Annotated in this window: 22 protein-coding genes and 1 pseudogene; 12 read left to right on the forward strand and 11 right to left on the reverse strand. The window is 47.7% G+C overall.

Translation table 11 applies throughout. The features are described from left to right. The first annotated feature begins 519 nt into the window (after positions 1 to 519). On the forward strand, positions 520 to 1536 hold the full coding sequence (locus LQ229_RS19755; protein WP_230192648.1) for a LacI family DNA-binding transcriptional regulator: 1017 nt from the start codon (positions 520 to 522) through the stop codon (positions 1534 to 1536). Between the two features lie 67 nt (positions 1537 to 1603). Here the strand turns inward: LQ229_RS19755 and LQ229_RS19760 are convergent, their stop codons facing one another. From LQ229_RS19760 to LQ229_RS19775, 4 genes are all read right to left on the reverse strand, one after another. After that, complete coding sequence (locus LQ229_RS19760; protein WP_230192649.1) at positions 1604 to 2344, reverse strand: carbohydrate ABC transporter permease; 741 nt, start codon at positions 2342 to 2344, stop codon at positions 1604 to 1606. A 98-nt stretch (positions 2345 to 2442) separates the two neighbouring features. After that, positions 2443 to 3318, reverse strand: coding sequence for a sugar ABC transporter permease (locus LQ229_RS19765; RefSeq protein WP_216539598.1), 876 nt, complete (start codon positions 3316 to 3318; stop codon positions 2443 to 2445). A gap of 81 nt (positions 3319 to 3399) precedes the next feature. Continuing rightward, a complete protein-coding gene (locus LQ229_RS19770) occupies positions 3400 to 4776 on the reverse strand; it encodes a sugar ABC transporter substrate-binding protein (protein WP_216539599.1) in 1377 nt (458 codons plus the stop codon). A gap of 87 nt (positions 4777 to 4863) precedes the next feature. Next, the gene (locus LQ229_RS19775; protein WP_216539600.1) at positions 4864 to 6090 is read right to left on the reverse strand and encodes an ROK family protein; all 1227 of its coding nucleotides are present in this window, start codon (positions 6088 to 6090) and stop codon (positions 4864 to 4866) included. A 290-nt stretch (positions 6091 to 6380) separates the two neighbouring features. On the opposite strand from LQ229_RS19775, the gene LQ229_RS19780 reads away from it, so the two are divergent. Genes LQ229_RS19780 through tkt form a run of 3 tightly spaced genes read left to right on the forward strand, consistent with a single transcriptional unit; the run spans position 6381 to position 11200 of the window. Then, the gene (locus LQ229_RS19780; protein ID WP_230192650.1) at positions 6381 to 7430 is read left to right on the forward strand and encodes an NAD(P)-dependent alcohol dehydrogenase; all 1050 of its coding nucleotides are present in this window, start codon (positions 6381 to 6383) and stop codon (positions 7428 to 7430) included. 46 nt (positions 7431 to 7476) lie between these two features. Then, positions 7477 to 9162, forward strand: coding sequence for a ribulokinase (locus LQ229_RS19785; protein ID WP_230192651.1), 1686 nt, complete (start codon positions 7477 to 7479; stop codon positions 9160 to 9162). A 28-nt stretch (positions 9163 to 9190) separates the two neighbouring features. Further along, entirely contained in the window at positions 9191 to 11200 is a 2010-nt protein-coding gene (gene tkt, locus LQ229_RS19790; RefSeq protein WP_230192652.1) for a transketolase, read from the forward strand. Positions 11201 to 11323: 123 nt separating this feature from the next. Here the strand turns inward: tkt and LQ229_RS19795 are convergent, their stop codons facing one another. The 5 genes from LQ229_RS19795 to LQ229_RS19810 form a co-directional block, all read right to left on the reverse strand. Continuing rightward, the gene (locus tag LQ229_RS19795; RefSeq protein WP_216539603.1) at positions 11324 to 12838 is read right to left on the reverse strand and encodes a glycosyl hydrolase family 18 protein; all 1515 of its coding nucleotides are present in this window, start codon (positions 12836 to 12838) and stop codon (positions 11324 to 11326) included. Between the two features lie 120 nt (positions 12839 to 12958). Then, a complete protein-coding gene (locus tag LQ229_RS27350) occupies positions 12959 to 13141 on the reverse strand; it encodes a hypothetical protein (protein ID WP_356711414.1) in 183 nt (60 codons plus the stop codon). Beyond that, complete coding sequence (locus LQ229_RS19800) at positions 13116 to 13556, reverse strand: hypothetical protein (protein WP_356711417.1); 441 nt, start codon at positions 13554 to 13556, stop codon at positions 13116 to 13118. Before LQ229_RS19800 ends, LQ229_RS27350 begins: the two co-directional genes overlap by 26 nt. Positions 13557 to 13640: 84 nt before the next feature. Further along, positions 13641 to 14096 (reverse strand): hypothetical protein, encoded by a 456-nt coding sequence (locus LQ229_RS19805; protein ID WP_230192653.1) that lies wholly within the window; start codon positions 14094 to 14096, stop codon positions 13641 to 13643. 34 nt (positions 14097 to 14130) lie between these two features. Next, positions 14131 to 14397 (reverse strand): LD-carboxypeptidase, encoded by a 267-nt coding sequence (locus LQ229_RS19810; RefSeq protein ID WP_230192654.1) that lies wholly within the window; start codon positions 14395 to 14397, stop codon positions 14131 to 14133. A gap of 109 nt (positions 14398 to 14506) precedes the next feature. Between LQ229_RS19810 and LQ229_RS19815 the strand changes: the two genes are divergently transcribed. After that, on the forward strand, positions 14507 to 15376 hold the full coding sequence (locus LQ229_RS19815; protein WP_216539605.1) for an immunoglobulin-like domain-containing protein: 870 nt from the start codon (positions 14507 to 14509) through the stop codon (positions 15374 to 15376). 32 nt (positions 15377 to 15408) lie between these two features. Continuing rightward, positions 15409 to 15942 carry a hypothetical protein gene (locus LQ229_RS19820; RefSeq protein WP_216539606.1) on the forward strand — a complete coding sequence of 178 codons (534 nt, stop codon included), beginning with the start codon at positions 15409 to 15411 and terminating at the stop codon, positions 15940 to 15942. 18 nt (positions 15943 to 15960) lie between these two features. On the opposite strand, the gene LQ229_RS19825 is transcribed toward LQ229_RS19820, so the two are convergent. Beyond that, complete coding sequence (locus LQ229_RS19825; protein ID WP_216539607.1) at positions 15961 to 16410, reverse strand: SRPBCC family protein; 450 nt, start codon at positions 16408 to 16410, stop codon at positions 15961 to 15963. A gap of 127 nt (positions 16411 to 16537) precedes the next feature. Between LQ229_RS19825 and LQ229_RS19830 the strand changes: the two genes are divergently transcribed. The 6 genes and pseudogenes from LQ229_RS19830 to LQ229_RS19855 all read left to right on the forward strand — a co-directional run bounded on the left by LQ229_RS19830 (position 16538) and on the right by LQ229_RS19855 (position 21970). Then, positions 16538 to 17290, forward strand: a complete 753-nt coding sequence (locus tag LQ229_RS19830; protein WP_230192655.1) for a helix-turn-helix domain-containing protein — start codon at positions 16538 to 16540, stop codon at positions 17288 to 17290. A 16-nt stretch (positions 17291 to 17306) separates the two neighbouring features. Next, positions 17307 to 17789 (forward strand): GNAT family N-acetyltransferase, encoded by a 483-nt coding sequence (locus LQ229_RS19835; protein ID WP_216539609.1) that lies wholly within the window; start codon positions 17307 to 17309, stop codon positions 17787 to 17789. A 117-nt stretch (positions 17790 to 17906) separates the two neighbouring features. Next, positions 17907 to 18635, forward strand: a complete 729-nt coding sequence (locus tag LQ229_RS19840; RefSeq protein WP_216539610.1) for a TIGR02206 family membrane protein — start codon at positions 17907 to 17909, stop codon at positions 18633 to 18635. Between the two features lie 184 nt (positions 18636 to 18819). After that, positions 18820 to 20157, forward strand: coding sequence for an extracellular solute-binding protein (locus LQ229_RS19845; RefSeq protein WP_216539611.1), 1338 nt, complete (start codon positions 18820 to 18822; stop codon positions 20155 to 20157). A 31-nt stretch (positions 20158 to 20188) separates the two neighbouring features. Then, positions 20189 to 21130, forward strand: a pseudogene (locus LQ229_RS19850) (sugar ABC transporter permease). A gap of 15 nt (positions 21131 to 21145) precedes the next feature. Next, entirely contained in the window at positions 21146 to 21970 is an 825-nt protein-coding gene (locus LQ229_RS19855; RefSeq protein WP_230192656.1) for a carbohydrate ABC transporter permease, read from the forward strand. Positions 21971 to 23018: 1048 nt separating this feature from the next. Here the strand turns inward: LQ229_RS19855 and LQ229_RS19860 are convergent. Further along, positions 23019 to 23633 (reverse strand): hypothetical protein, encoded by a 615-nt coding sequence (locus tag LQ229_RS19860; RefSeq protein ID WP_216539614.1) that lies wholly within the window; start codon positions 23631 to 23633, stop codon positions 23019 to 23021. Positions 23634 to 23794 lie beyond the last annotated feature (161 nt).

The following is a 23794-nucleotide window of genomic DNA, read 5'->3' on the forward strand; positions in this document are numbered from 1 at the left end:
GGTGTGGTAGACTTCACCTAAAAGGTGCTCCTCTCTTTGGGTGTAGTGTTCTCGACAAACACCATTCTACCAAAGATTTGGGCACTTTTTTATGTTTTCAATGAACGGTACTTTCGAAATTTAGGTTGATATGTTGGAGTGAACGGGAATGTCCACCAGTCTTACTTTTCGGAAAAAAGTGACTTAAAACGGAATATTCATTCATTTTAAGAGAAAAATTTTACTGTTATTTGCGCAAATACCGGTCCGTCGAGTAATTCCTAAAATCCACTCCCCCTTCGTGGTACCGCTCCCACGAAACATAATATATTACAGATAACGCTTTCTGTCAACCAAAAACATAACTGATTATTTTTCCAACTATGTTTTGATGACAATTCCGTTTTTCATCAAAAACAGGTTGATGGATTTACATTTTATCTCTATAATGTACCTGTATTGCTCCCACTTTTTATAAAAAACGGATAGATAAACTTGTTCTTACATACATGAACACAACATTGTAGAGGAGGGAGATTTATGAGCTACACCATTTATGATATAGCCCGGGTTGCCAACGTATCCAAGTCAACGGTATCCCGAGTGCTTAATAATCAAACCAATATATCCGACGAAGCACGCGAGCGCGTGATGAAAGCGATCGAACAACTGAATTACCAACCTAGTAAACGAGCCAGAGCTCTTTCCTCCGGTTTTGACGCGATCATGGTTATATCACGGTCTGCGAAAACTACATCCAATAATCCATTTTTCGCCGATATCCTTCAGACCATTGCTGAAAAGGCGGAAGAAGAACATTTTGATGTGATTTTGCAAACCGCCAAAAATAATAAAGACGAGCTCGATAAGTGCATCGCAAAAATTAGAGATAAAATGATCAAAGGAATTATTATGTTAAGCTCGCCGGCGAAAGAGGATTTTTTTAAACAGTTGGATATTTTTAATATACCGATTGTTGTGATTGGTAAAGTTGAGGGGGACTATCAAAATATCTACTCCGTGGATACAGATAACTTCCAGGATAGTTACGATCTGACCAAACTCTTAATTGAACAAGGTCATAAGGAAATTGCCTGTTTGCATTCTCCTTTAGACTATCATGTATCCGTCGACAGACTCGAAGGGTATAAAAACTGCATGCAGGATTACGGTCTGCCATTGCGGGAAGAATGGATGATCGACAGCGGCTATACGGTTGAAACCGGCACTCAGGCAGCTAAACGGCTGCTCACATTAGACGCGCTCCCATCGGCTGTTTTGGCAACCGATGATTTAAAAGTCATGAGTCTCTATAAAGCTGCCACGGAGTTGGACATTAACATTCCAACGGATATTTCCATAGCAGGCTACAACAATACCAGCCATACTCCCTTCCTTTCTCCGGCATTGACCAGTATTGAAATTCCGGTAAGGAAACTAGGAGAGGCCGGCACCGAAATCCTCTTCTCGATCATAAAGGAACATAAAAAGCCGGCTTCTCGAACGATTATTAAAACAGAACAAATTATCCAGGAGTCCATACTAGTAAAGCAATAATATAAAAAAGGCAGAACGCTCAAATAACGGAGGATTCTGCCTTTTTGTTATATTACAACTCTGCGATTTACCCTTTCACCGAACCTGCCGTCAGCCCTTTAACTAACGACTTATAGGTAAAGAAGCCGATGAGGATCGGGACAAGCACTACCATTGTCCCAGCGGCCGACATCTTGCCCCAGAAATAGCCTTGCTGTGTCATAAACTTGCTCATATAAACCGGCAAAGGCGCGGATTGCGTTGCGGTTGCGGTAACGGCGAAGAAAAACTCGTTCCATGTCACAATAAACACCAGCAATGCCGAAGAGATGATGCCGTTTTTAATTAAAGGCAGCATAATTTTGAAAAAGGTACCCGACTTCGAACAGCCGTCTATTTTCGCAGCCTCTATAATTTCACCGGGAATTTCTTTAAAGTAGGTGGTACACATCCATATCATCAAAGGAATGCCCGCTCCTGTATTCAACAAAATTAAAGCCAGCTTCGTGTCCAACATATTCAATTTCGCGAGCACAATATAGACAGGCGTAATGACAGCGACGGCCGGCAAAAATATGGTCGTAATAAACCAAAAATAAATGCTGTTCGCTTTTTTCATCGACGAATAGACTAGCGCGTAAGCGCCCAGCACGCCAAAAATTCCGGACGCTACCACCGTACCAAGCGTAATTTGCACGGAGTTGGATAAATGTTTGAAGAATTCGGGAGTGACAACATCCCGATAATTGTCCAATGTCGGTGTAAAGAATAATGATGGAACGGAAACCTGGCTTTCAAATTTGAAACTGGACAAAAACATATACAACATCGGGAAAAGCCATAACAAAACTACAACATACGCTATTGTTGTCATCAGATTCTTTTTTGCGCGTCTGCTCAATTTTTTCACCACCTAGACTAAGAAGTTCATACATTCTTTGTATTGTTCTTGATCATAAATCCGTAAAATCTTTGGACAACAATCAGCGTAAGCGCAACGGTAACGACAGCGATTGCAGCGGCGGTTCCCACATTCCAATCGTAGAATAACGCCTTATAGGAATAGTACGGCAAATTGCTTGACGAACTGCCCGGGCCTCCGGATGTCGTGACATAAATTAATCCGAACACTTTCAAAATATTGATTAATCCGAGTGTCATGGCAACATTGATATGATCGCGAATTAACGGCAATTGAATATGGAGCAACAATTTCCAACCGGTAGCCCCATCGATTCTTGCGCTCTCAATAATTTCGGACGGCATGTTTTGCAATCCGGCCATAATGATGAGGAAGAAGAAAGGTGTCCATTGCCATACGATCAAGATCATAATCGTAAGCAAGGCATATTTCCCGAAGAAATCGATCGGTTCCAGCCCCAGCGCGCTGGAGATATAATAATTGAGACCAAGCGACGGATTCAGCATCAATGTTTTCCATATAATGCCGACGACGGCTTCCATCACAAAATAAGGGATAACAAATAGCGTTCTCAGCAGATTGACGCCCTTAAAGTTGCGATTCAGCATCAAGCCGAATAAAATGCCGAGCACGGTACATATCGCTAATGCAACGATAACAATGAGCAGCGAATTCAATACAACTTGATAAAACTGGCCGTCCGTCAATATTTTTTTATAATTGTCGATTCCGGCAAACTTAATGCCTAAATCGGGTCTTTTCACATTCCAACTAATAAATGAAAATATAATGGTAAGAATAAACGGAATCTGCGTGACAACTCCAACAACAATCAGTGCTGGAAGAATTAATAATTTACTCTTATCGCCCTTTGTATTCATTGTTCTTCTCCTCTTCCATTAAATAAATTACTGGTACGTACTTACTCCGTACCAGTAATTTTGGAGAATGTAGTTCGATCGTTACTTCTTGTATCCTCCCGCAACAGCTACATCCGTCAATATTTTTTGTCCTTCTTTCAATACTGCGTCAATGTTCTTTTGATCGACCAAATGGGATGCAAGCAATTGAGCGATTTGCTCGCCCCAAGATGAATATTCAGCCATATTCGGAATGGAATTTCCTGTATACGGTGTTTTATTTATAGCAGGGTTATGAAAATCTACTTGCAAAATCGCTTTTTTCGTAATGTCTGCAAAATCGCTGGCTTGCTTATAATTTTCATTGTCGTAAGTGGAGATGCGAGTGCCTGACGGCGTGCTTTCCCAACCTTTTTTCTCGCCCACAAGATTGATGTAATCTTTACTTGTAGCCCATGTTAAGAACTTGAATGCCGCCTCTTTATTTTTGGAAGAAGCGTTAATGGCGAGCCCCCAGCCTCCGATGGTGTTGGTAGCGTCTTGTTTCACTTGAAGCGGCGCCATGGCGTATCCGATTTTTCCGGAAACTAGCGAGTCTTTCGAATTGGCGAGCGTGCCGGCAGAGACGCTGGCGTCGTACCACATGGCCGCTTTTCCGGTCGACATCAAGTTCAACGCTTCCGTATATCCGGTCGAAGTCGGTCCCGCTTGTCCGGCATCGGCCAAAATTTTCTTATAGAATTCAATGGCATTTTTCATTTCCGGCGTATCAAACGTTGCATTCCAGTCCATATCGTAATATTGCGCTCCGAACGCATTCGCGATCGAACTGAAAATAAACATATTTTGTCCGCTGCCAGGCAAGCCCCTCAGCGCAATGCCGGCAATGCCTTTTTCTTTATCTTGCGCTTTTACCGCCAAATCGTATACTTGATCCCATGTCGGATTTTCCGGCATCGTTAAATTTTTCGCTTCGAAAATTTCTTTATTATAGAACAATAATGTCGTTTCCGCATAGAACGGCAGCGCTCCGAGACCTTTCGTTTCAGAGGATAAGGAATCCCGTACTACAGGGAACACATCCTCCAGATCGTACCAAGCTTTTTCGTCATCGCTCATGCCGTTCAGCAGCCCGTCCAACGGCTCCGTCCAACCGTTATCCAAATAAACGGCAGAATCTTGAGCGCCGATGGTGAACAGATCGTACTGCCCGCCGCCTAAACCGACATCTTGCGTAATTTTCGAACGGATTTCGTTCTCGGAGAGAACGGTATAATTGACTTTAATTCCTGTTTTTTCCGTAAATTCGGAAGTCATCTCTTCCATAATCACCATATCGTTGTTATTGACCGTAGCGATATTCAATACGGCGCCATCCTTGGCGGAATCCCCGTTGCCGCTCGAACATCCTGCTAATAAGCTTCCTGCCAAAGTGATTGCCGATAACATACTTAACGCATACTTTAACTGTTTTTTCATAGGTTGACCCTCCATTGATGAACAAATAGATAATGAAAATATTTATGTGATATTCCCCCGCTTGCTTTTGTCCTTCACCTCCTTCCATTACCCATAATGGGTTTCAATGAAATCGATAATATCAAGCGAGTCCATATACTTTCTCACAACCATCAATCCCGCCCCTTCCAACATGCCTCCCTTTTCATATTTGGAAAAGCGGATGTCGATCGAGTCTACAATTTCTTCGGGCAGGTCATTGCTTAAATTGTTTTTTAATTGCGCCAAAAATTTGGGGGAATTGACAATCATATCGCCAAAAACGATCGTGTCCGGGTTCAAGATATACAGCAGATTGGCGATTCCGTAAGAAAGAAACCATGCCATCTGATTCACCGCCCAAACCGCCAGTTCGTCGTCCTTTTCGTAATAATGATAAATCTCGCTGATGGAAGAATGTTCATGAAGCTGCGAATTCGGAAACTCATGCAATCTTTCTTCCACTAATCGAACTAAATTGATGGGAGCCGCATATCGCTCCAAAATGCCAACCTTATTGAACTCATTCCGTTTGGCATTGAAGTTGATGCCCATATGGCCGATTTCGCCCGCGATTCCATTTTTGCCGCGGATTAAATTTCCGTCGATCATGATGCCTCCGCCAATCCCATCCCCTAAATTCAAATACATCATTATGCCCTTCGTATTTCCCGTTTCTTCTACATAGTCTCTCCATTCTCTTAAAGCGGATACATTCGCGTCATGATCGATGTACACGTTCAAGTGAGGATATTTCGCTTGTATTTGCTCCAGGAAATCCACTTTGGAAAGCTCGGGCATATCATATACCTTTGCAATCGTTTTCCCATTATAGGTCATTAACGGACCTACAATCGCGATCCCGATGCCTAATACCTTCTTGCTTGCGTCGCTCGCAATCATTCGGTCTATTCCGTCGTATATAAACGACAATATGGAAGAGATGGGTGTATCCTTATCGATTTTAACCATGCTTTTTTGCAGCACTTCCGCTTGAATATCGCATAATGCAAATTCGATCGCATCGCGGTTAATCCTTACGGCAACGGATACAACATCATCCAGGGCCAGCGAAATGCCGGTAATTTTGCGGCCGTTTTCAGATAAGATCGGGCCTTGTTCTTTAATGACGCCCATTTCTTCAAATTCATTGATAATATTGGTGATGGTGGCTTTATTTAACCCGCTCTTTACAGCCAGCATCGATCGTGAAATGATCCGATGCCTTAAAAGTAAATTTAGCACCAATCCACGATTGGCCTTCTTCACTTCATCTATGTTTTGAGCTCTTTTCATTTTTCCTCCAATCTGTTTATTGTGTAAACTTTTATAAGATAAAAAATTTACGTAATCAACTTAAATATCATTGACAATTTGAATATATTACACACTGGAAGCGGTGTCAACTAGAAAAAAAGCATTTTTTTCGATTGGAAAATAATTTCTGCCCGAAAAAATGGGCTGAATAAGAAAAAGTTGGATTCATTACTTAAATTTTTTTCTTCATAAGAGTTTACATGATAAACTTTATAATTTATGATATGGATATATTTTAACATGAATACATGAGACGAGGAGTAAGAGACATGAGCAAAACAATGAAGGTAGCCATTATGAATACGGTGGGAAAATTAGATTTCGAACAAAAGCCGCTTCCCCAAGTGAAAGATGACGATGTATTAATTAAACTCGATTACGTGGGAATTTGCGGTTCGGATATGCATCTGTTTGAAAACGGTTTTATCGGAGAAAAGCATGTAACGGAGCCGATTGTTCTAGGGCATGAACCGGGCGGAGTGGTAGAAGCGGTCGGAAAAAATGTTACGGATCTGAAGCCGGGAGACCGCGTTGCCGTAGAACCGGGCATTCCATGCTATACATGCGATTATTGCAAATCAGGAAGATACAACCTTTGTCCGAAGGTGTATTTCTACGCCTCTTTGCCTGTTCTCGAAGGATGCTTTGCCGAGTACATTTCGCATCCCGCCAATCTATGCTTTAAGCTGCCGGACAATGTAAGCACGATGGAAGGGGCGTTAATGGAACCTTTGGCCGTCGGCATGCATGCAGCCTTGCAATCCGGCGCTCAAGTCGGAGCGTCTGCCGTAATCTTAGGCGCAGGGGCGATCGGTCTGCTCACAATGCTTTCTTTAAAAAGCATGGGCGTGCACAATATTACGGTTGTCGACCTGGTGGAGAATCGCTTGGAGAAAGCCAAACAATTAGGCTGCACCCATACCGTTAACGCCAGCGAAGGCAATGCCATCGACGCCGTCATGTCGTTAACGAACGGCGAGGGTGCGGATTACGTATTTGAAACGGCCGGCGCCGAAGCAACGATTTTGCAAACCGCCAAAATGGTCAAACGAGGCGGAACGATCGTTCTTGTAGGCTATACAAGCAGCGGCAAAGCGGAGATGCATGTGAACAATATAATCGACAATGAAATTACAATCAAAACGGTATTCCGTTACCGCAACATTTATCCCAAGGCGATCGAGGCCGTATCCAAAGGAATCATTCCGCTGAAAGATATCGTTTCCGATATTTTTGAATTTGACCGCATTCAAGAAGGAATGGAGAAATCGATTCAGCAGAAAGACAAAGTAACGAAATGCGTCATTCGCATCCGCTAACCGCATCTCGAGATTGCCGCTATCTGGATAAAGAGGAGGTCTTGACTTGGAAAACAAAGCAAGCATGATTGTTGCCGGCGTGGATTTTGGCAGCGACTCGGTACGAGTCGTTATGGCGGAAGGAGCAACGGGCCGAACCGTTTCCCAAGCGTCCTGCGCCTATCCGCGCTGGTCGCAAAGATTATATTGCAACGATGAGATCAGCCAATTCAGGCAGCATCCGTTAGATTACATCGAGGCCTTCACCGCTGCCTTTACAGCGGCGCTGCGCGATGCCGGCGAACATGCCGGCGGGCGTTTGCGCGCCATCGGCATCGATACCACCGGATCGACGCCATGTCCTGTCGATGGAGCGGGTGTTCCCTTGGCATTGAAACCCGAATTCGCACATAATCCGAATGCCATGTTCCATTTATGGAAGGATCATACCGCGATTGCGGAAGCGGAAGAGATTAACGCCGTCTTTTCCTCGGCAACTTCGGTCGACTATACGCAATATCAGGGCACCTATTCTTCGGAATGGTTTTGGGCCAAAATTTTGCGCACGATACGACAAGATGAAGAGGTAAAAAAAGCTGCCTATACGTGGATTGAACATTGCGATTGGTTTGCGGGCCTGCTGACCGGACAAACGGATCCGCCGGCGCTGTACCGCTCTTCCTGCGCGGCAGGCCATAAAGCCCTTTGGCATAGCGCTTTTGACGGTTTGCCGGCGGATGAATGCCTTCAGCAATTGGACCCCTATTTAGTATTAATAAAGAAAAGATACGGCGCCGGGCCTAAGCATGCCGACACGGCGATCGGTACGATTTCCAAAGCGTGGGCCGTACAATTAGGCGTGAATGAACAAGTCGTCATATCCGGCAGCTCTTTCGATGCTCATGCCGGAGCGGTCGGAGCAGGCATCAAGCCGCACACTTTAGTCAAGGTCGTAGGAACTTCCACCGTCGATATGATGATCGAGCGGTCGGAGCGCTTGCAGAATAAAGAGATGAAGCATGTATGCGGAATGGCCGAACATTCCATCGTCCCCGGATACGTAGGGATTGAAGCCGGACAAGCCGCCTTCGGCGATATTTTCGCATGGTTCAAATCGCTGTTAATGTGGCCGGTCGAGCAAATGCTTCGGCAAACGGAAGTCTTATCGGAAGACCAAAAAAAGCTGCTGCAACAACAATGGTCGGAGCAGCTGCTGTACCGGCTTGAAGCGGCGGCAAAAGAAATCCCGTTGCTTGCGGCGAATCAAATCGTCGCTTTGGATTGGTTTAACGGCAGACGATATCCCGTCTTAAATGAAAATGTGAAAGGAACGATTGCAGGGCTGAATTTAGGAAGCACTGCGCCTGCGATTTACCAAGCGCTTATCATGTCGGCTATTTTCGGCGCCAAACGCATTTTTGACAGTTTCATCGAACACGGGCTTCGAATCGACCGCATCATCGTCATTGGCGGAATCGCCAACAAATCCCGATACATTATGCAAATGATGAGCGACGTATTGGGCCGGCCGATTATGATCAGCAAAGAAGACCAGGTCTGTGCGAAAGGAGCGGCCATATACGCCGCCGTCGCTGCCGGTTTGTTCGCAAGCATCGAAGAAGCGCAGCAGATCTATTGCGAACCGTACGAAGCCGATTTTAATCCGAACCCCGATAAGCAGCAAGACTATGCCGTGAAATACGAGCAGTATCTCAAACTGGCGCAAAATATCGAGGATTTTCATCGTTTATAACCTATTTTCTTGCAAAGGACGTGCATCTATGATGACGAACATCGAACAGTTATCCGTTCAATCGCTGCGCAGCTTATCCATTGATATGATCGAACAGGCCAATTCGGGACATCCCGGCATGCCGCTCGGCTGCGCCCCGATGGCCTATACGCTGTGGACCAAATTTATGAACCATAATCCGAACAATCCGGCTTGGTTCGACCGGGATCGCTTTGTTCTGTCCGCCGGTCACGGCTCTAGCTTGCTTTATAGTTTATTGCATCTTTCCGGCTATGCTTTGTCGATGGACGATCTCAAACAATTCCGCCAATGGCAAAGCAAAACGCCGGGGCATCCGGAGTATAAGCATACGCCGGGAGTGGATGCTACGACCGGTCCCCTCGGTCAAGGCATTGCGACCGCAGTAGGGCTGGCCTTAGCGGAACAGCATCTTGCCGCCGTGTACAATCGGCCCGATCTGCGCATTGTCGATCACTTTACGTACGCCATTTGCGGCGACGGGGATTTAATGGAAGGCATCTCCTATGAAGCCGCCTCGCTTGCCGGACATTTGAAATTGGGCAAATTAATCGTGTTGTACGATTCCAATGATATCTCTTTGGACGGCGAGTTGCATATGTCGTTTTCCGAAAATGTACAACAAAGATTTGAAGCCCAAGGCTGGCAATATTTTAAGGTAGAGGACGGCAATAATGTAGAACAAATCTCGCATGCGCTGGAACTCGCCAAAGCCGATCTTACAAAGCCTGCGCTCATTGAAATCAAAACGACTATCGGCTACGGTTCGCCGAATAAAGCCGGCAAATCCGCTTCGCACGGCTCGCCGTTAGGTTCCGAGGAAGCGAAATTAACGAAACAGGCATTGCAATGGGCTTACGAAACCCCTTTCTATGTACCTGAGGAAGTATACGCTCATTTCCAAGCGGAAGTCGTGCAAAGGGGCATGAATCGAGAAAAGGCGTGGCAGGAGCTGTGGAACAAGTATGCCCTTGCTTATCCGGAACCGGCCAAGCAACTGCAGGCGGCGATCGAAGATCAGCTTACGTTGAACTGGAAAGAAGTCTTGCCTGAATATGCATTCGGAAGCTCCGCCGCAAGCCGGGCCGTTTCCGAAGAAATCGTTAACGCGCTTGGGAAAGAATTGCCGAGCGTCATCGGCGGCTCCGCCGACCTTGCAAGTTCCAACAAAACGATGATCAAACAGGCCGAACCGTTCTTGCCGCAATCCTATCACGGCAAAAATATTTGGTTCGGAGTCAGGGAGTTTGCGATGGGAGCCATCCTCAACGGGTTGGCCTTGCATGGCGGATTAAAACCGTATGCCGGTACGTTTTTCGTATTTTCCGATTATTTGCGCCCGGCGATTCGTTTGGCGGCGCTCATGGGCTTGCCTGTGACCTATGTCTTTACTCACGATAGTATTGCGGTCGGAGAGGATGGGCCGACGCATGAGCCGATCGAACAACTGGCTTCCTTGAGAGCCATGCCTAATTTGTCCATCATCCGTCCGGCGGATGCCAATGAAACGATAGCTGCCTGGAGATTAGCCCTGGAATCTAAGAGCACTCCTACTGCGCTTGTGCTCAGCCGGCAAAATCTGCCTACGATGAAGGATACGCGCCTGCTTGCTTACGAGGGAGTTTCCAGAGGCGCATACACGATATCGAAGAGCAAATCCGGCAGTCCGCAGGCTTTATTGCTCGCGACCGGCTCTGAAGTTCATCTTGCCGTACAAGTTCAACAAGCGCTGGCGGAAGAACAAATCGATGTCGCTGTCGTCAGCATGCCTTCCTGGGATCGCTTTGAGAAGCAAAGCGCGGAATATAAACAATCCGTGCTCCCCCCATCCGTCAAGAAACGGATCGCCATTGAAATGGCTTCCTCTCTCGGCTGGGAACGATATGTAGGCATGGAAGGCGATATCATCGCGATTGACAAATTCGGCGCTTCCGCTCCGGGGGAAACGATCATCGAACAATATGGCTTTAGCGTCAATCAAATTGCCGTACGCGTTAAAAAGCTGCTTCATAGCCAATAGGTGAAAAGTTGCAGACATGATGTCTGCAGCTTTTTTTTGTGAAAAAACCGCAACGGTATGTAATACTAAGCCTGTATTTCAATCTAAAAAAGCTGCCAACAAAGGCAGCTTCTTTTCTAACGATTAAGGTTTTAACGATTGCGCCAACCTTGCCAGCAGCGACCCGTCGCGGTCTCCGTTCAATTCCCAGAACATCGCGCCGCCGAGTCCGTTGGATTTGATAAACTCCGCTTTATAACCGATCGATTGCTCATCCTCATAGGAGACGAACTGCCCGGTTTCCGCTTTATATAGATAAGGCACTTTCGTGCTGTCGTTCCAATAGCGGACGAACCCGTTCCCGTTCGCTTCCCAGCGCTCGGTCTTGCCGCCTTCGCAAGGCTGGTACAGCCCGTTGTTGTCCGGAGCGCAGCCGCCCCAGCTTCTGCCGTAGAACGGAATGCCCAGCACGAGCTTCTTAGGCGGAACTCCCGCGTTCAGATGGCCGTTGACCGCGGCTTCGGCATAGAATCGATGGGCATTCGGATCCGGATCGGCCGGATCGAAATAGAGAGGCGCGTTATTCCCGCTGATCGCTTCCCAGTCGCCGTGAAAATCATACGTCATAATATTGATAAAATCGACCGTCGCGCCGACTTGATCCAATTCCGTATTGGCTACATATTTCGGGTTTGCACCGGATGCGATCGTCAGCAAGTAATGCTTGCCGTCCTCCTTGCCCGCGGCGTCCAGCTTCTCGCGGATTTGCTTCAATAACAGCGTGAAGTTCCCCTTATCCTCCGCGCGCCGCACATTCGATTCCAGGCCGGCCTCCACCGGATACTCCCAATCCAGATCGACTCCGTCGAAGCCGTGTTCGCGAATGAACTTCACCGCGCTATCCGCAAATTTGGCCCGCGATTTCTCGGTCAACGCAGCGTCGGAGAAACGTCCCGACCACGTCCATCCTCCCACGCTGACGAGCGTTTGCAGATGCGGATACGTTTGCTTCAATTGCCGCAACGCTTGAAAATCGTCGAGAAACTTGGCGCAATCTTCCCCTTCGCATCGGCCCGGGAACGGTTCTTCCTGTTCCTTGGGACTGCTTAATGCAACCTCTCCGTCTACGATGTTGGCGAACGCATAATTTATATGCGTAAGCTTCGCCCCATCGATATCCGACACTTTCAAATTCCCCCATGATGTGAAGTACGCTACGATTTTATAGGACGGACTGACGACAACCATATTCCGCACCTCATTCCATTCCGCCAAATAACCGGCCGCTGCGGCGACAAATGGCAGCGGAACGTAGACGACCCCGTTCTTCCTTAGCGGAACCGCTTCCAAAACAGTTGATTTATTATTTATGTATGCCTTGTCGCTGTTTAGTTCCATTTCGATGAGCAGCGTATTTTTTTGCAGCGTAAACCGGTTGTTCCGGACGTTCCCCAGCCGCAAATCCAAAGCTTTCGCCAACGGCGCTGCGGCAACGTACAATACATCCCCGGAATAGAAAGGCTCCAAATGTTGAACCGGACGATTATTTACTAGAACTTGCATGTTTGTTGCAACCGTATCTGCCGCAAATACGGATGTCGTACCCAAACAAAGCGAAAAAATGAGGACTGCGATAAGCGTGTGCCATTTCTTCTTCATGCGATCAACCTCCTCGAATGAAACTGATTTCACAGAATCATTATAGAGGAGGCGAAACTTGTACTAGTAGGTATACTTTTCTATAAAATAGGGATACAAATGTCTAATCGTTCGTCAAACTTATTTATGCAATTTGTGAACTTCGGCCTCGACGACGAATAATCTGTCGTTCAGCACCCCGATCTGGCGTTCCTGCATATCCGTTCGCATCGTCAGCTTCTTGTCCATGACTTGGATCATCGCCACGACATCTTCCGTCTGGACATGTTCCATACGATCAAGCTGGTCTTTTACCGATGCCACCTGATTTTCGACCGATGCCAATCTGGTCTCCATCGACGACATCCGATCTTCCATCGATATCATTCGAATCTCCATCGACGATGTCCGATCTTCCATCGATATCATTCGAGTCTCCATCGACGACATTCGATCTTCCATCGATATCATTCGAGTCTCCATCGACGACATCCGATCTTCCATCGATATTATTCGAGTCTCCATCGACGACATCCGATCTTCCATCGATATCATTCGAGTCTCCATCGACGACATCCGATCTTCCATCGATATCACTCGAGTCTCCATCGACGACATCCGATCTTCCATCGTTGTCATTCGGGCTTCCATTCCATCGAGCCTGACTGTTATAGGAGCGAGTTGTTCCTGTAGCACTTCTTTTAACATTTCTTTTAACTGTTCCATTGTCACACCTCAAAGTATAGAGAATGGAGCTATTCTATGTCGTGTTTCTAAGTATATTATAACCGAGGAACAATTGGTATGCAAACGTATGTTCTCGCTAAAGTCTCTCAGCGAACGGATTTTCCAAGAGAATCAGATCGTTCTTAGCTGGGATTAATTCGATCTTCCCTCCGAGCGGGAGGATCAATTTCGGGTCCGTATGCCCGAAATCGACATCGACGACGATCGGTATATGTTCGGCACCGAACTCGCCTTTGATGATATCGATAATGATCTTGTTGAGTTCTATCTTCTCCTCGTCGGAATAATCCTTCGCTCTGCCGAAGATCACCCCTTTGATTTTGGAAAAAATGCCTTGCATGCCGTAATTCCGCAGCATATATCCCACTTGCATCGGCGAAGGCTTGTCTTCCGAAGTTTCGAAGAACAAAACCTTGTCGTTCCAAAACGCTTCATCGGGCCAATAGGCCGTCGATTTCATAAATTCAAGCACTTCAATGCAACCGCCCACAATAACCCCTGTGCTGCGGCATGTCCCTGCAAAAACGTCCATCCCTTCCGATTGTCATAAAAAGGCTGGCATTCGCCTAATGTTTGCAATTTCCCCCAATCTTGATACCGTTTGTCCATTTCCGAAAAGGGGAATACCGATATGGGTAAGAATGAGAAAAGAATATTGATTTTAAGTGGTCCGCATGTTCCGAAGGAAGGCTTTTCAATTGGGCCAGCCCTGCCATAACGGACGGTCCGTAAAATGTTATCACTCCCAATTGATTGAAATACGACAAGAACGTCGTCGCGTCGGAAAAACCCATAATGAATTTAGGATTGTTCCTGACAACCTCCGTATTCAAGAAAGGCAGAATGCGGATCGATTCGTAAATATTGCCCGGGGTTCATCAATAACATATTTGCAACTATTTTCCTGCAGCGTTCGTTTGGAATGCAAGGAGTGATTCGCTTATGAAAAAGCTGGTTTTCATCGTTATCAGTTTGCTGTTATCCGCATGCGCAGGGGCGATTCCGGATTCGGAGAAGGCGCCGTCTGCGGTCATTGATCCTGCCGTCGCCGCTCTCTCGGATACGATAGGCAACCCGGATACGGTGCTCTACTCGGCGATGCTCCCGCCCGACCGGGCGCGCGCCGCGGCCGACGATTACAATCCAAACACCGGCAAATGGTTTGAAGCGGAGAACGGCCTCAATCTGATCGCTTCCTACAGTTCCGGAGTCGTTCGGGCGGGAACGGAGGCCGGCGCCGCAATCGGACAAATTCCGGAAGGTCGCTCGGTCCGGTTTCAAATTACGCGCAGAGACGACGCGGGAAAGAGGTTGGAACTGATCAAGGAATATACGGCGGACGTCACGAATACCGTCAATGGACGCGTCGATTTTTCGCATAAAATGCCTGAGCAGCCAAACGTCAATTACTTGCTCAGCGTCGAAGTCATATCCGCCGAAGGCGCTGTGGAGGATACGCTGCTCTCTCCTCTCTTCGTCCCGCCGAACGAGCTGAACGCGCGGCTTACCGTCGAACCGCCGGCCAAAGGCGCAGAGACCGCCGAATTAACGCTATATAATGCAGGGCCGAATGACTTGTTTCTCGGTTACGGATATACTATGTATCGGAGCGAACCTGCGGGATGGACGTTAGTCCCCATTGAAGGCGCGGTACCGTCCATAGGCATCGTGATCCCGCCGGGCGAATCCTTTCATGAGAAAATTTCGCTTCCCTCGGACCTTGCGCCGGGTTCATATCGGATTGTGAAGCCTTTCGAAGGGCATATGACGGAGATAAGCGTGGATTTAGCGGCCGATTTCGAGATACGATAGATATATCATTCCTATGGAAAGAGGATAACGCCATGTTCGACCCTACCGTTTTCGACAATTTAAAAGTTGCTTTTGAAAATCAATTGTACGATTTGGATAACTTAAGCGGAACGATCCGCATAACCGGCCGGATCGACCGTTTGGAAATGTCGACCATGTCAAGGGAGTTCGCCCTGCAATTTGCGTTGACGGATCAGGATACGGTTAAGGCGGAAATTCGTCTGGCGGCGTCTTTGAAAGATTTAGCGGCGGAAATTCTCGAGGCGCCGGGCGAAACTCCCGGCTGTACGCTGCTGCTGCGCTTTCTTCTTCCGGTGAAAGACATCGCGAAGGAATGCGCAATGATTGAAGACTTGTTGCTGCGGATATGGAAACCCGACCTTCCGCCGGTGCAGACGATAAGCTTCGTATACGGCGGGAAGCACGAGAACTATATGAATACGGTCGAATTGCAATTCAATCGGCAAATTAATGAGGATCAAATGAGGGACATCCCCGAATTAATCGAATATATGCTCCTAACCCTCACGGAATTAAGCGAAACGTTCGGCAAGGACGCCCCATAATCGGGGCGTCCTTGCTCATTACCAGCCAAAATCCATCGTTTTTCCCGTTTCGGCCCAAGTCTTGACGGCGCTTAAAATCATCCACCAACTGCTCTTCGCGTTTTCGAACGATGGGTGATCGGGCGTCCACCGGTCGTTCACCAGGGTCAGTTTCGTGCATTGGCCTACCGTCTCCAGCGTATATGTGATTCTCGATTCGAGCGAAGCATGGTTTTCCCTGTAAGATGGACCGGGATGTTCGGTCATGCTTAACGTTCGGCAAGGCTCGAAAGCCAGAATGGTTCCATACACATGCACGGTTTCTTCGCCGTCGTTGCCCGGTCCGACGTACTCGAAAGAATCGCCGACTTGGAAATTCGATCGAAGCGCGCTTCCGAAAAAAACGCTGCTCGTTCCTTCCGCCGTTGTTAGCGCGTCCCATACCTTCTCGGGCTCCGCATTAATATAAAACTCGTATTTCAATTCCATACGATCCCTCCTTCGTGCTATGATTGATTATATCGATCTATTAGATCGTCGTATTGTAAAAACGCGACAATCGGGAGGGACAAAGATGCATTTAAAGCCGAGCTTAGGCATTTTAAAAATGCGCGACATGGAAAAGAAATATAAGCTTACGCGCCACGCGCCCTCCGGCGACCTTGCATTTTTCGTCAAACATTACTGGATCGTCAGCTGGGATTTAACCGGGGAAGAACCGTACTTGCAGCACGTAATCCCGAACCCGTGCGTCAATATGGTGATCGAACATGGCAAATCAGGCATTTTCGGTCCGGCGAAACATAAATTTTCCTATCTTCTCAAAGAGAAAGGATGCGTCTTCGGCGTGAAGTTTAAACCGGGAGGATTTTACCCTTTCTGCAAAAGACCGATATCCTCGCTCACGGAGCGGGCAGCGACGATCGCTGGCATGTTCGGTGCGGATGCCGGCTGCGTGGAAAGCTCCATCCTATCGCAAACCAACGAACGGAGAATGGTTGAACTGGCGGAGAAGATCTTGCGTCCAAAGCTTCCGGACAAGGACGAGAATATTATATTTGTCAACCGGATCATAGACCGGATCAACGAAGACCGGGACATTATCAAAGTCGATGACGTATGCCGATATTTCCATATCAATATTCGAAAGCTGCAGCGCCTGTTCGACCAATACGTGGGTGTCAGCCCGAAATGGGTTATTAAGCTCTGCCGGTTGCAAAATGCGGCGGAATCGGTCGATCGCGGCCAAGCCTGCGATTGGTTGAAGCTATCCTCCGATCTCGGATATTTCGATCAATCCCATTTTATTAAAGATTTCAGAACCGTAATCGGGCAAACCCCGGAGGAATACGCCCGCGGCAAAAACTAAGCAAGGAGGAACGGCCTTGAAAATACGTAAAGCGGTGCAACGCGAAGCCGGTTTGCTTAGCGAGCTGGCATTTCGCTCGAAAGCTTATTGGGGATACAGCGAAGACTTTATGGAGGCATGCAGGGAAGACTTAACCATCACGCCGGACTTGATCGAATCCTCCTCGGTTTACGTCCTGGAAGACCGAGGGCAAATACAAGGCTTCTACGCCCTCGATCTCGAGCACGACGGCTTCCTCTTAAGAGATTTGTTCGTCGATCCTTCGACAATTGGAAAAGGATGCGGCAAAGCGTTATGGAATCATATGATTCGAACGGCTCACGATTTAAACGCCGCCGAAGTACGCATCCATAGCGATCCGAATGCGGAATCGTTCTATAAGAAGATGGGGGCCAAGCGAATCGGCGAGACGGCGTCCACCGTGTTCCCGGACAGAATACTCCCTCTCATGGCCGTAAGCATTACAGGCGAGACTCCCCAAGGTACTATGCAAAAATAGTACTTCTTCGATCCTCTGCCAACCGGTACACTATATTATATCGTCCCGCACCGGCAGCTTGCCGGTGCGGACGGATTGCGATTTTCATTCGCAAACGGTTGTTAAGGGGGACCATCCATGCCATCATTTTTCGACGCCAATGTAACCGAAACGTTCACGATGTATTCGATACCGCATATTGCCGGCATCATCGCGCTGATCGCGGTCTTGATCGGCCTGTATGCAAGCAGATCCGCCATTCGAAACGACGACCGGCTGAAACGGATCGTACGGTACGGTATTCTCTGCTCGCTGGCCGTTCCCGAGATATTCCTATACGTTTGGTATGCCGTGAACGGCTTGTGGGATCCGCGGCAGACGTTGCCGCTGGAGCTTTGCAGCATATCGGCAATGCTTGCGGTCGTCATGCTCTGGAGGCGCAGCAAACGGCTGTATCCGTTCGTTTTCTTTGCAGGCATCGGCGGGGCGATGCAAGCCATCCTGACGCCGGATCTGGACTTTCCGTACCCGTATTTTCGCTTCTTCCATTTTTTCATCGTCCATTCCTCGATTATTATCGCCGCCTTATACATGACCTGGATCGAGCATATGAAGCCGACCTGGAAATCGATCAAATATGTCATGCTGGGCCTGAATGCAATCGCCTTGTTCGTCTGGTTCCTCAATACGATCTTGCATTCCAATTACATGTTTTTAATGCGCAAGCCGGAGTCGGCGTCTTTATTGGATTGGTTGGGACCTCATCCCTATTACTTGATTGCCGAGGAAGTGGTCGCTTTATGTCTGTTCGTCGTCATGTATTTGTTGTTTGTTGCCTTGCCGGACCGGGTCGCCAACAAACGTTAAGACCGTTTCAGCCTGTTGATTCATAGGCGAAGCGGTCTTTTTTTGGACAATGAGAAATATTATTTACTTTACCTATATTATTTTTGTAATTTTCATTCATAAGCATAGTAATAAGTCTACAGCACGTTTTTTATATTCATGCACAGATGAGCAAAATCCAATCGGATGAAAGGAGCAAAGAAGAATGAGATGGTTTCGATTTACTTTCATCGCTCTTGCCCTGATTGTTTCGTTCGCCTTGATGTCCGGGTGCGGCTCTTCCGGCACACCGAGCGAGCCGGCCCAAGCCGAACAACAGAAGGAGGTTACGCAAGGCTCGGACAAGGGAACCGTTAATGAACCGCAGCCGGAACAAACGAAGGTGAAGCTGACGATGGGCAGTTGGCGGACGGAAGACAGGGCGGCCTATGAAAAAATTATCGCGGAATTTAACAAACAATACCCGAACATCCAAATCGAATTCAATCCGACCAAAAACACGGAGTATAATACCGTCTTAAGTACGGCGCTGCAAACCGGCGGAGGTCCGGATATCATTCAACTGCGGCCGTATGCGGCGGGCCGGCAACTCGCCGATGCAGGGTATTTGGAACCGCTCGACGGACTGCCCGGACTTGAGCAATTTTCCAAGGAGGCTTTGTTGTCCGCGAGCGGCGCGGACGGCAAAGTGTACGGCGTTCCGACAATTAACAGTACGACCCTCGTCTTCTACAATAAAAAAATATTCGAACAATTCAATCTGCAAGAACCTAAGACATGGGATGAATTTCTGAACGTCGCGGAAACGTTGAAGCAAAACAAGGTTACTCCCTTCGCATTCGGCTCCAAAGAAGGATGGATTTTATCTTTGACGCATGGAGCGCTTGGACCGGCATTCTACAGCGGGAACGATTTCGCGCAAAAGATCGTATCCGGCGCAACCGATTTTAAGAGCAAGGAATTTCTCGCTTCATTGCAAATGATGAAAGACCTGGAGCCGTATTTCCCGGATAATTATACGGGAATCGGCATGGACGACATGCGCAATTTATTCGTGACCGAGCAAGCCGGCATGATGGTCATGGGCGTGTGGGAAGTCGCCGTCATGAAAGAGATGAATCCCGATTTGGAGATGGATGTATTCGCTATTCCGGATTCCAGCGGCAAGCAGACCGTAACGACTTGGGTGGACGGCTCCTATGCGGTCAACGCCAAATCGCCTCATAAAGAAGAAGCGAAGAAATTTATGGAGTTTATGACCACGAAAACGTTCGGCGCCATGGTCGCCGACGAGCTGCTCAAGCTAAGCGCCTTGCCTGGCGTGGAAGCGAAAGATCCGCTCGTCACGAAAGTTTCGCAGCTCACCTATAGCGACATGGCAACACCGTATTTGGCCGTCGTCTATTTTGCAGGCGGGAATCCGTCGACGAAATCGGCGTTGGAATCGTCGCTTCAAGGCATGTATTTAGGAAAACTGACGCCTCAGCAAGTGGCGGAAGAAGTGCAGAAGAGCGCCGACACCTGGTTTAAACCAGGCAACTAATCTTCGAAATAAGCGGGAGGGAATGAAAAGGATGGCGAAATCTAGGACAGATATGCCAAACGGAGTCAAATTTAACGTTAGAAAAGGATGGATCCATCTATTCCCCCTCCCTGCCTTTGCCGTATACACGCTCTTTATCGTATACCCCATTGCGGCGGCATTCGGCTACAGTTTATTCGATTGGCAAGGACTGCAACGGGGAACCTTTGTCGGGATCGGCAATTTTGTGCGCCTGTTTACGCAAGAACCTTTCAATCGGCTGTTTTAGAATGCGCTCAGCCATAACGTCTACTACTTCGCCTTGGAAATGATCGTGCAGAACGGCATCGCCTTCGTATTGGCTTATATCGTTTATTCCAAAATTAAAGGAGCGGAATGGTTCAAAGCCGCTTTTTTTCTGCCCCGGCTGCTTTCCGTCATCGTCGTCGGATTTCTATGGAAACTCATCTTGCATCCGAATAACGGAGCGCTGAATGTCGCACTCGAAGCGATCGGATTGGACTCGTGGGCAAAGCCGTGGCTAGGCGAACCCGCAACGGCGCTGACAGCGATTATTCTCGTCAACTGCTGGTTTCTGATCGGTTTTGCCGTTCTCATCTTTCTCGCCGGCTTGCAATCGATTTCCCAGGAAATCATCGAAGCCGCCAAATTGGACGGCGCCCAGAAATTCCGTCTTCTCCGGTACATGATCGTCCCGATGATGAAACCGTCGTTTATCATCATGACGGTATTTACGTTCGTCCACTCGTTCGAGGCTTTTGAACTCGTATACGCAATGGAAGGATCGCAAGGGGAACCGTATTTTTCCACGGATACATTGGCGGTTTATTTCTACCGCACCGCTTTCGGAAGCGCGGGCGATTCGGCGGCGATCGGCCTCGGCTCGGCGCTCGCCGTTGTGCTGTTTATCATTATTGCAAGCTTGTCGGCTCTATTTATGTATTCGACCCGCAAACAAGAGACGGAATTTTGACGAGGAGGTGCGCCAATGAGAACCCATCGCGGCATTCGTTTCGCACAATACGCCATCGCCTCATTATTCGCTGCGATCAGTTTATATCCTATTCTCCTGATGCTGACGTCTTCATTGAAATCGAACATCGAAATATTGAAAAACCCGATTTCTTGGCCGACCTCCTTCAGTCTGGCGTCCTACGGGAAATTGCTGGACCAAATTCCGTATTTCGATTATTTCTCCAATAGCGTTATCGTTAGCGCGGCTACGGTCATTCTCGTATTGTCGCTCGGCTCGCTGGCCTCCTTTTATTTGGCCAGATACCGTTTCCGTTGGAACGGAGCGCTTTTCTTTTATTTCCTGCTCGGCATGATGATCCCGATCAAGCTGGGGATCGTGCCGATGTTCTTGTTAATGAAGCAATTGCAGCTGTTCAATTCCCCTTGGTCGCTTATACTCGTATTTACGGCTGCGGGCTTGCCGTTGTCTATCTTAATCTGCACCGGATTCTTCCGCACGCTGCCGAAGGAATTGGAGGAATCCGCCAGAATCGACGGCTGCTCCGAACTCGGCATTCTGCTGCGCATCGTCGCGCCGCTCATGCGGCCCGCGCTCGGCACCGTCATGATCATTAACTTTATTACCGCATGGAACGATTTCTTCTTCCCTCTGATTTTCATCCAAGACGAGGCGCGCAAGACGATTCCCGTCGGGATGCTGACGCTGTTCAGCGAATATTCCGCCGACTGGAGCGTTCTGTTCGCCGGACTCACATTGTCCGCTCTCCCGATGATCGTCTTGTTTCTGATTGCTTCGCGTCAATTTATGGACGGCTTGACGGCCGGTGCGGTCAAATGAGATTATAAAAAAGTTTCCGCTCCGGCACAAACGGCTTCGAGCCGCGTCGGAGCGGAAGGCGACTGCTCTGCTCATCTTCTTTTGTCGCGGTATCCGTGCGAATAACAAGGGTGGTGGCCAGCGCTTACTCCGCCAACTTTATCTTTGACTGAATAAGCGTACATATGTTTCGGAACCGGGACGCAAACATGATTATTCACGATTTCAATTGGATGGATGACGGGAACGATTTGCGGATGGTAAATGTTTTTAACAATCTTCGTCGGCGCAGTCGTCACCGGGCTTACAGGAGGACAATACGGATTGCAATACATGGAAATCACTCCCCTCTTCTAAACTAATGACATCATATGATCGAGTCGAATATCATGCCTGTACATTCGCCTGTATGAAATGACAAAAACTCACGGTTTGCTTAAAGCAAGCTGTGAGTTTTATCGTTAGTGGCCGCATGTATTTCCCCATCGAAAGGGAAAATTAGGGGAAAAGCCAGAATGAAAGGCCCTCATTGCCACTAGCGTTGCACCGAATGTTTTACTGCGTTTCAAGCCGATGATTGCGATAGGGATGAACAAGGTTAACGGATTTTGAAGGCCTTATTTGATCCAATAACGCAATTTGGGCGGAGTTAGCGGATTTTGAGGGCTCTATTTTTGTCGAAACTTCACAAAACCAAGGATTCTCAGCCGATCGCGACATGGTAACGGTTCGAAAATCCGTTAATTCCAAATATTCGACTGGAATTCAAAAAATAAGACCTCGGAAATCCGTTATATTTCCATGGTACCGCATCCCAGCTAGAAGATTTAATGCAACGCTAGGCCCTCATTGCCTCATTGCCTGGCTTTTTTTCCGCCTTCTGTCGGAATCCCGTTGGTTCAGGACAGAGGGAATCAGCGTTTACATGCCGTGAAGGTGTCCAAATTGTTTGCATACGACTCTCTGAATGAAGGGGATATCGACAAAAGGAAAAAAATAACCTTACGGAATCAATAAAGCCGTATCCCCGATATGACTTCGGAAAAGATACGGCTTCCTATTTCTCATATTAAGAGACGAAACGGCCCACATTCTCCAATTCTCTTGGCGCTCTTGCAAACGTGTAAGGTCTCCCGGAGTGTTGCATGACATACGAGCGAAGATCGCCACGGTATATTTGCTGCAGCGAAGCGGACGTCTCCAAATCGGCCGGCGTAACAAAAGCAGGATGCTTGTTCACCAGCGGAACTCCGTTCTCATGAAACACGGATGCGACGAATTGCGAGCAAAAATAGGCATGTTTGCGTTCAATCTTGCATTTCATTAAAATGCCGAACAATCCTAGGAGATTATAACGATATAGCTCCTGGTTTTCTTCGAAATTGCGGATATATCTGCGAATCCGCTCATAGACTTGCGCGTCCACGGTAATTTTGTAGAGCGCGCACCGGGTTACGCTTCGATCGCATCGAATCAAAGATCCGTACACATTTTCTTTCACAAATCCGCCGATGATCGGATTGTTAGGGTTTTTGCGCCCAAAACTGTATAATTCGGTCAACTCGCTGTCAAATGCAATCGATGCATGATTGAGCGGAGCTTTTGTAAACATTTTAATCGCTCTCGAGAACAACGTTCCCGTATCGGTAAGAAGGATGTAAATGTTCTTCACTTCTTGCAACATAGTACCTCACCTATTTAATAAATTTCGTCCCGAATAAATCATAGTTTTATTCTACGGCGGCTAACCCTGCTTTAAAACGGACTAGCGATGGGAATTGAATCTAGACCAAAGTCGAGGTAAACCCTACTTCCCTGAAACGTATTCTAAATGAAGTATATCAC

The sequence above is a fragment of the Paenibacillus sp. CECT 9249 genome, from assembly GCF_918697855.1.
GTDB lineage: Bacteria > Bacillota > Bacilli > Paenibacillales > Paenibacillaceae > MSJ-34.

What these genes read in the sequence shown, in the direction of transcription:
- LQ229_RS19825 (WP_216539607.1), bottom strand. Translation starts at nt 16,410, where the DNA reads ATGGAATTGAAATACGAGTTTTATATTAATGCGGAGCCCGAGAAGGTA.
- LQ229_RS19860 (WP_216539614.1), bottom strand. Translation starts at nt 23,633, where the DNA reads ATGTTGCAAGAAGTGAAGAACATTTACATCCTTCTTACCGATACGGGA.
- LQ229_RS19760 (WP_230192649.1), bottom strand. Translation starts at nt 2,344, where the DNA reads ATGTTGTATATGTTTTTGTCCAGTTTCAAATTTGAAAGCCAGGTTTCC.
- LQ229_RS19770 (WP_216539599.1), bottom strand. Translation starts at nt 4,776, where the DNA reads ATGAAAAAACAGTTAAAGTATGCGTTAAGTATGTTATCGGCAATCACT.
- LQ229_RS19805 (WP_230192653.1), bottom strand. Translation starts at nt 14,096, where the DNA reads ATGGACGTTTTTGCAGGGACATGCCGCAGCACAGGGGTTATTGTGGGC.
- LQ229_RS19845 (WP_216539611.1), top strand. Translation starts at nt 18,820, where the DNA reads ATGAGATGGTTTCGATTTACTTTCATCGCTCTTGCCCTGATTGTTTCG.
- LQ229_RS19815 (WP_216539605.1), top strand. Translation starts at nt 14,507, where the DNA reads ATGAAAAAGCTGGTTTTCATCGTTATCAGTTTGCTGTTATCCGCATGC.
- LQ229_RS19755 (WP_230192648.1), top strand. Translation starts at nt 520, where the DNA reads ATGAGCTACACCATTTATGATATAGCCCGGGTTGCCAACGTATCCAAG.
- tkt (WP_230192652.1), top strand. Translation starts at nt 9,191, where the DNA reads ATGATGACGAACATCGAACAGTTATCCGTTCAATCGCTGCGCAGCTTA.
- LQ229_RS19820 (WP_216539606.1), top strand. Translation starts at nt 15,409, where the DNA reads ATGTTCGACCCTACCGTTTTCGACAATTTAAAAGTTGCTTTTGAAAAT.
- LQ229_RS19780 (WP_230192650.1), top strand. Translation starts at nt 6,381, where the DNA reads ATGAGCAAAACAATGAAGGTAGCCATTATGAATACGGTGGGAAAATTA.
- LQ229_RS19765 (WP_216539598.1), bottom strand. Translation starts at nt 3,318, where the DNA reads ATGAATACAAAGGGCGATAAGAGTAAATTATTAATTCTTCCAGCACTG.
- LQ229_RS19840 (WP_216539610.1), top strand. Translation starts at nt 17,907, where the DNA reads ATGCCATCATTTTTCGACGCCAATGTAACCGAAACGTTCACGATGTAT.
- LQ229_RS19855 (WP_230192656.1), top strand. Translation starts at nt 21,146, where the DNA reads ATGAGAACCCATCGCGGCATTCGTTTCGCACAATACGCCATCGCCTCA.
- LQ229_RS19830 (WP_230192655.1), top strand. Translation starts at nt 16,538, where the DNA reads ATGGAAAAGAAATATAAGCTTACGCGCCACGCGCCCTCCGGCGACCTT.
- LQ229_RS19795 (WP_216539603.1), bottom strand. Translation starts at nt 12,838, where the DNA reads ATGAAGAAGAAATGGCACACGCTTATCGCAGTCCTCATTTTTTCGCTT.
- LQ229_RS19775 (WP_216539600.1), bottom strand. Translation starts at nt 6,090, where the DNA reads ATGAAAAGAGCTCAAAACATAGATGAAGTGAAGAAGGCCAATCGTGGA.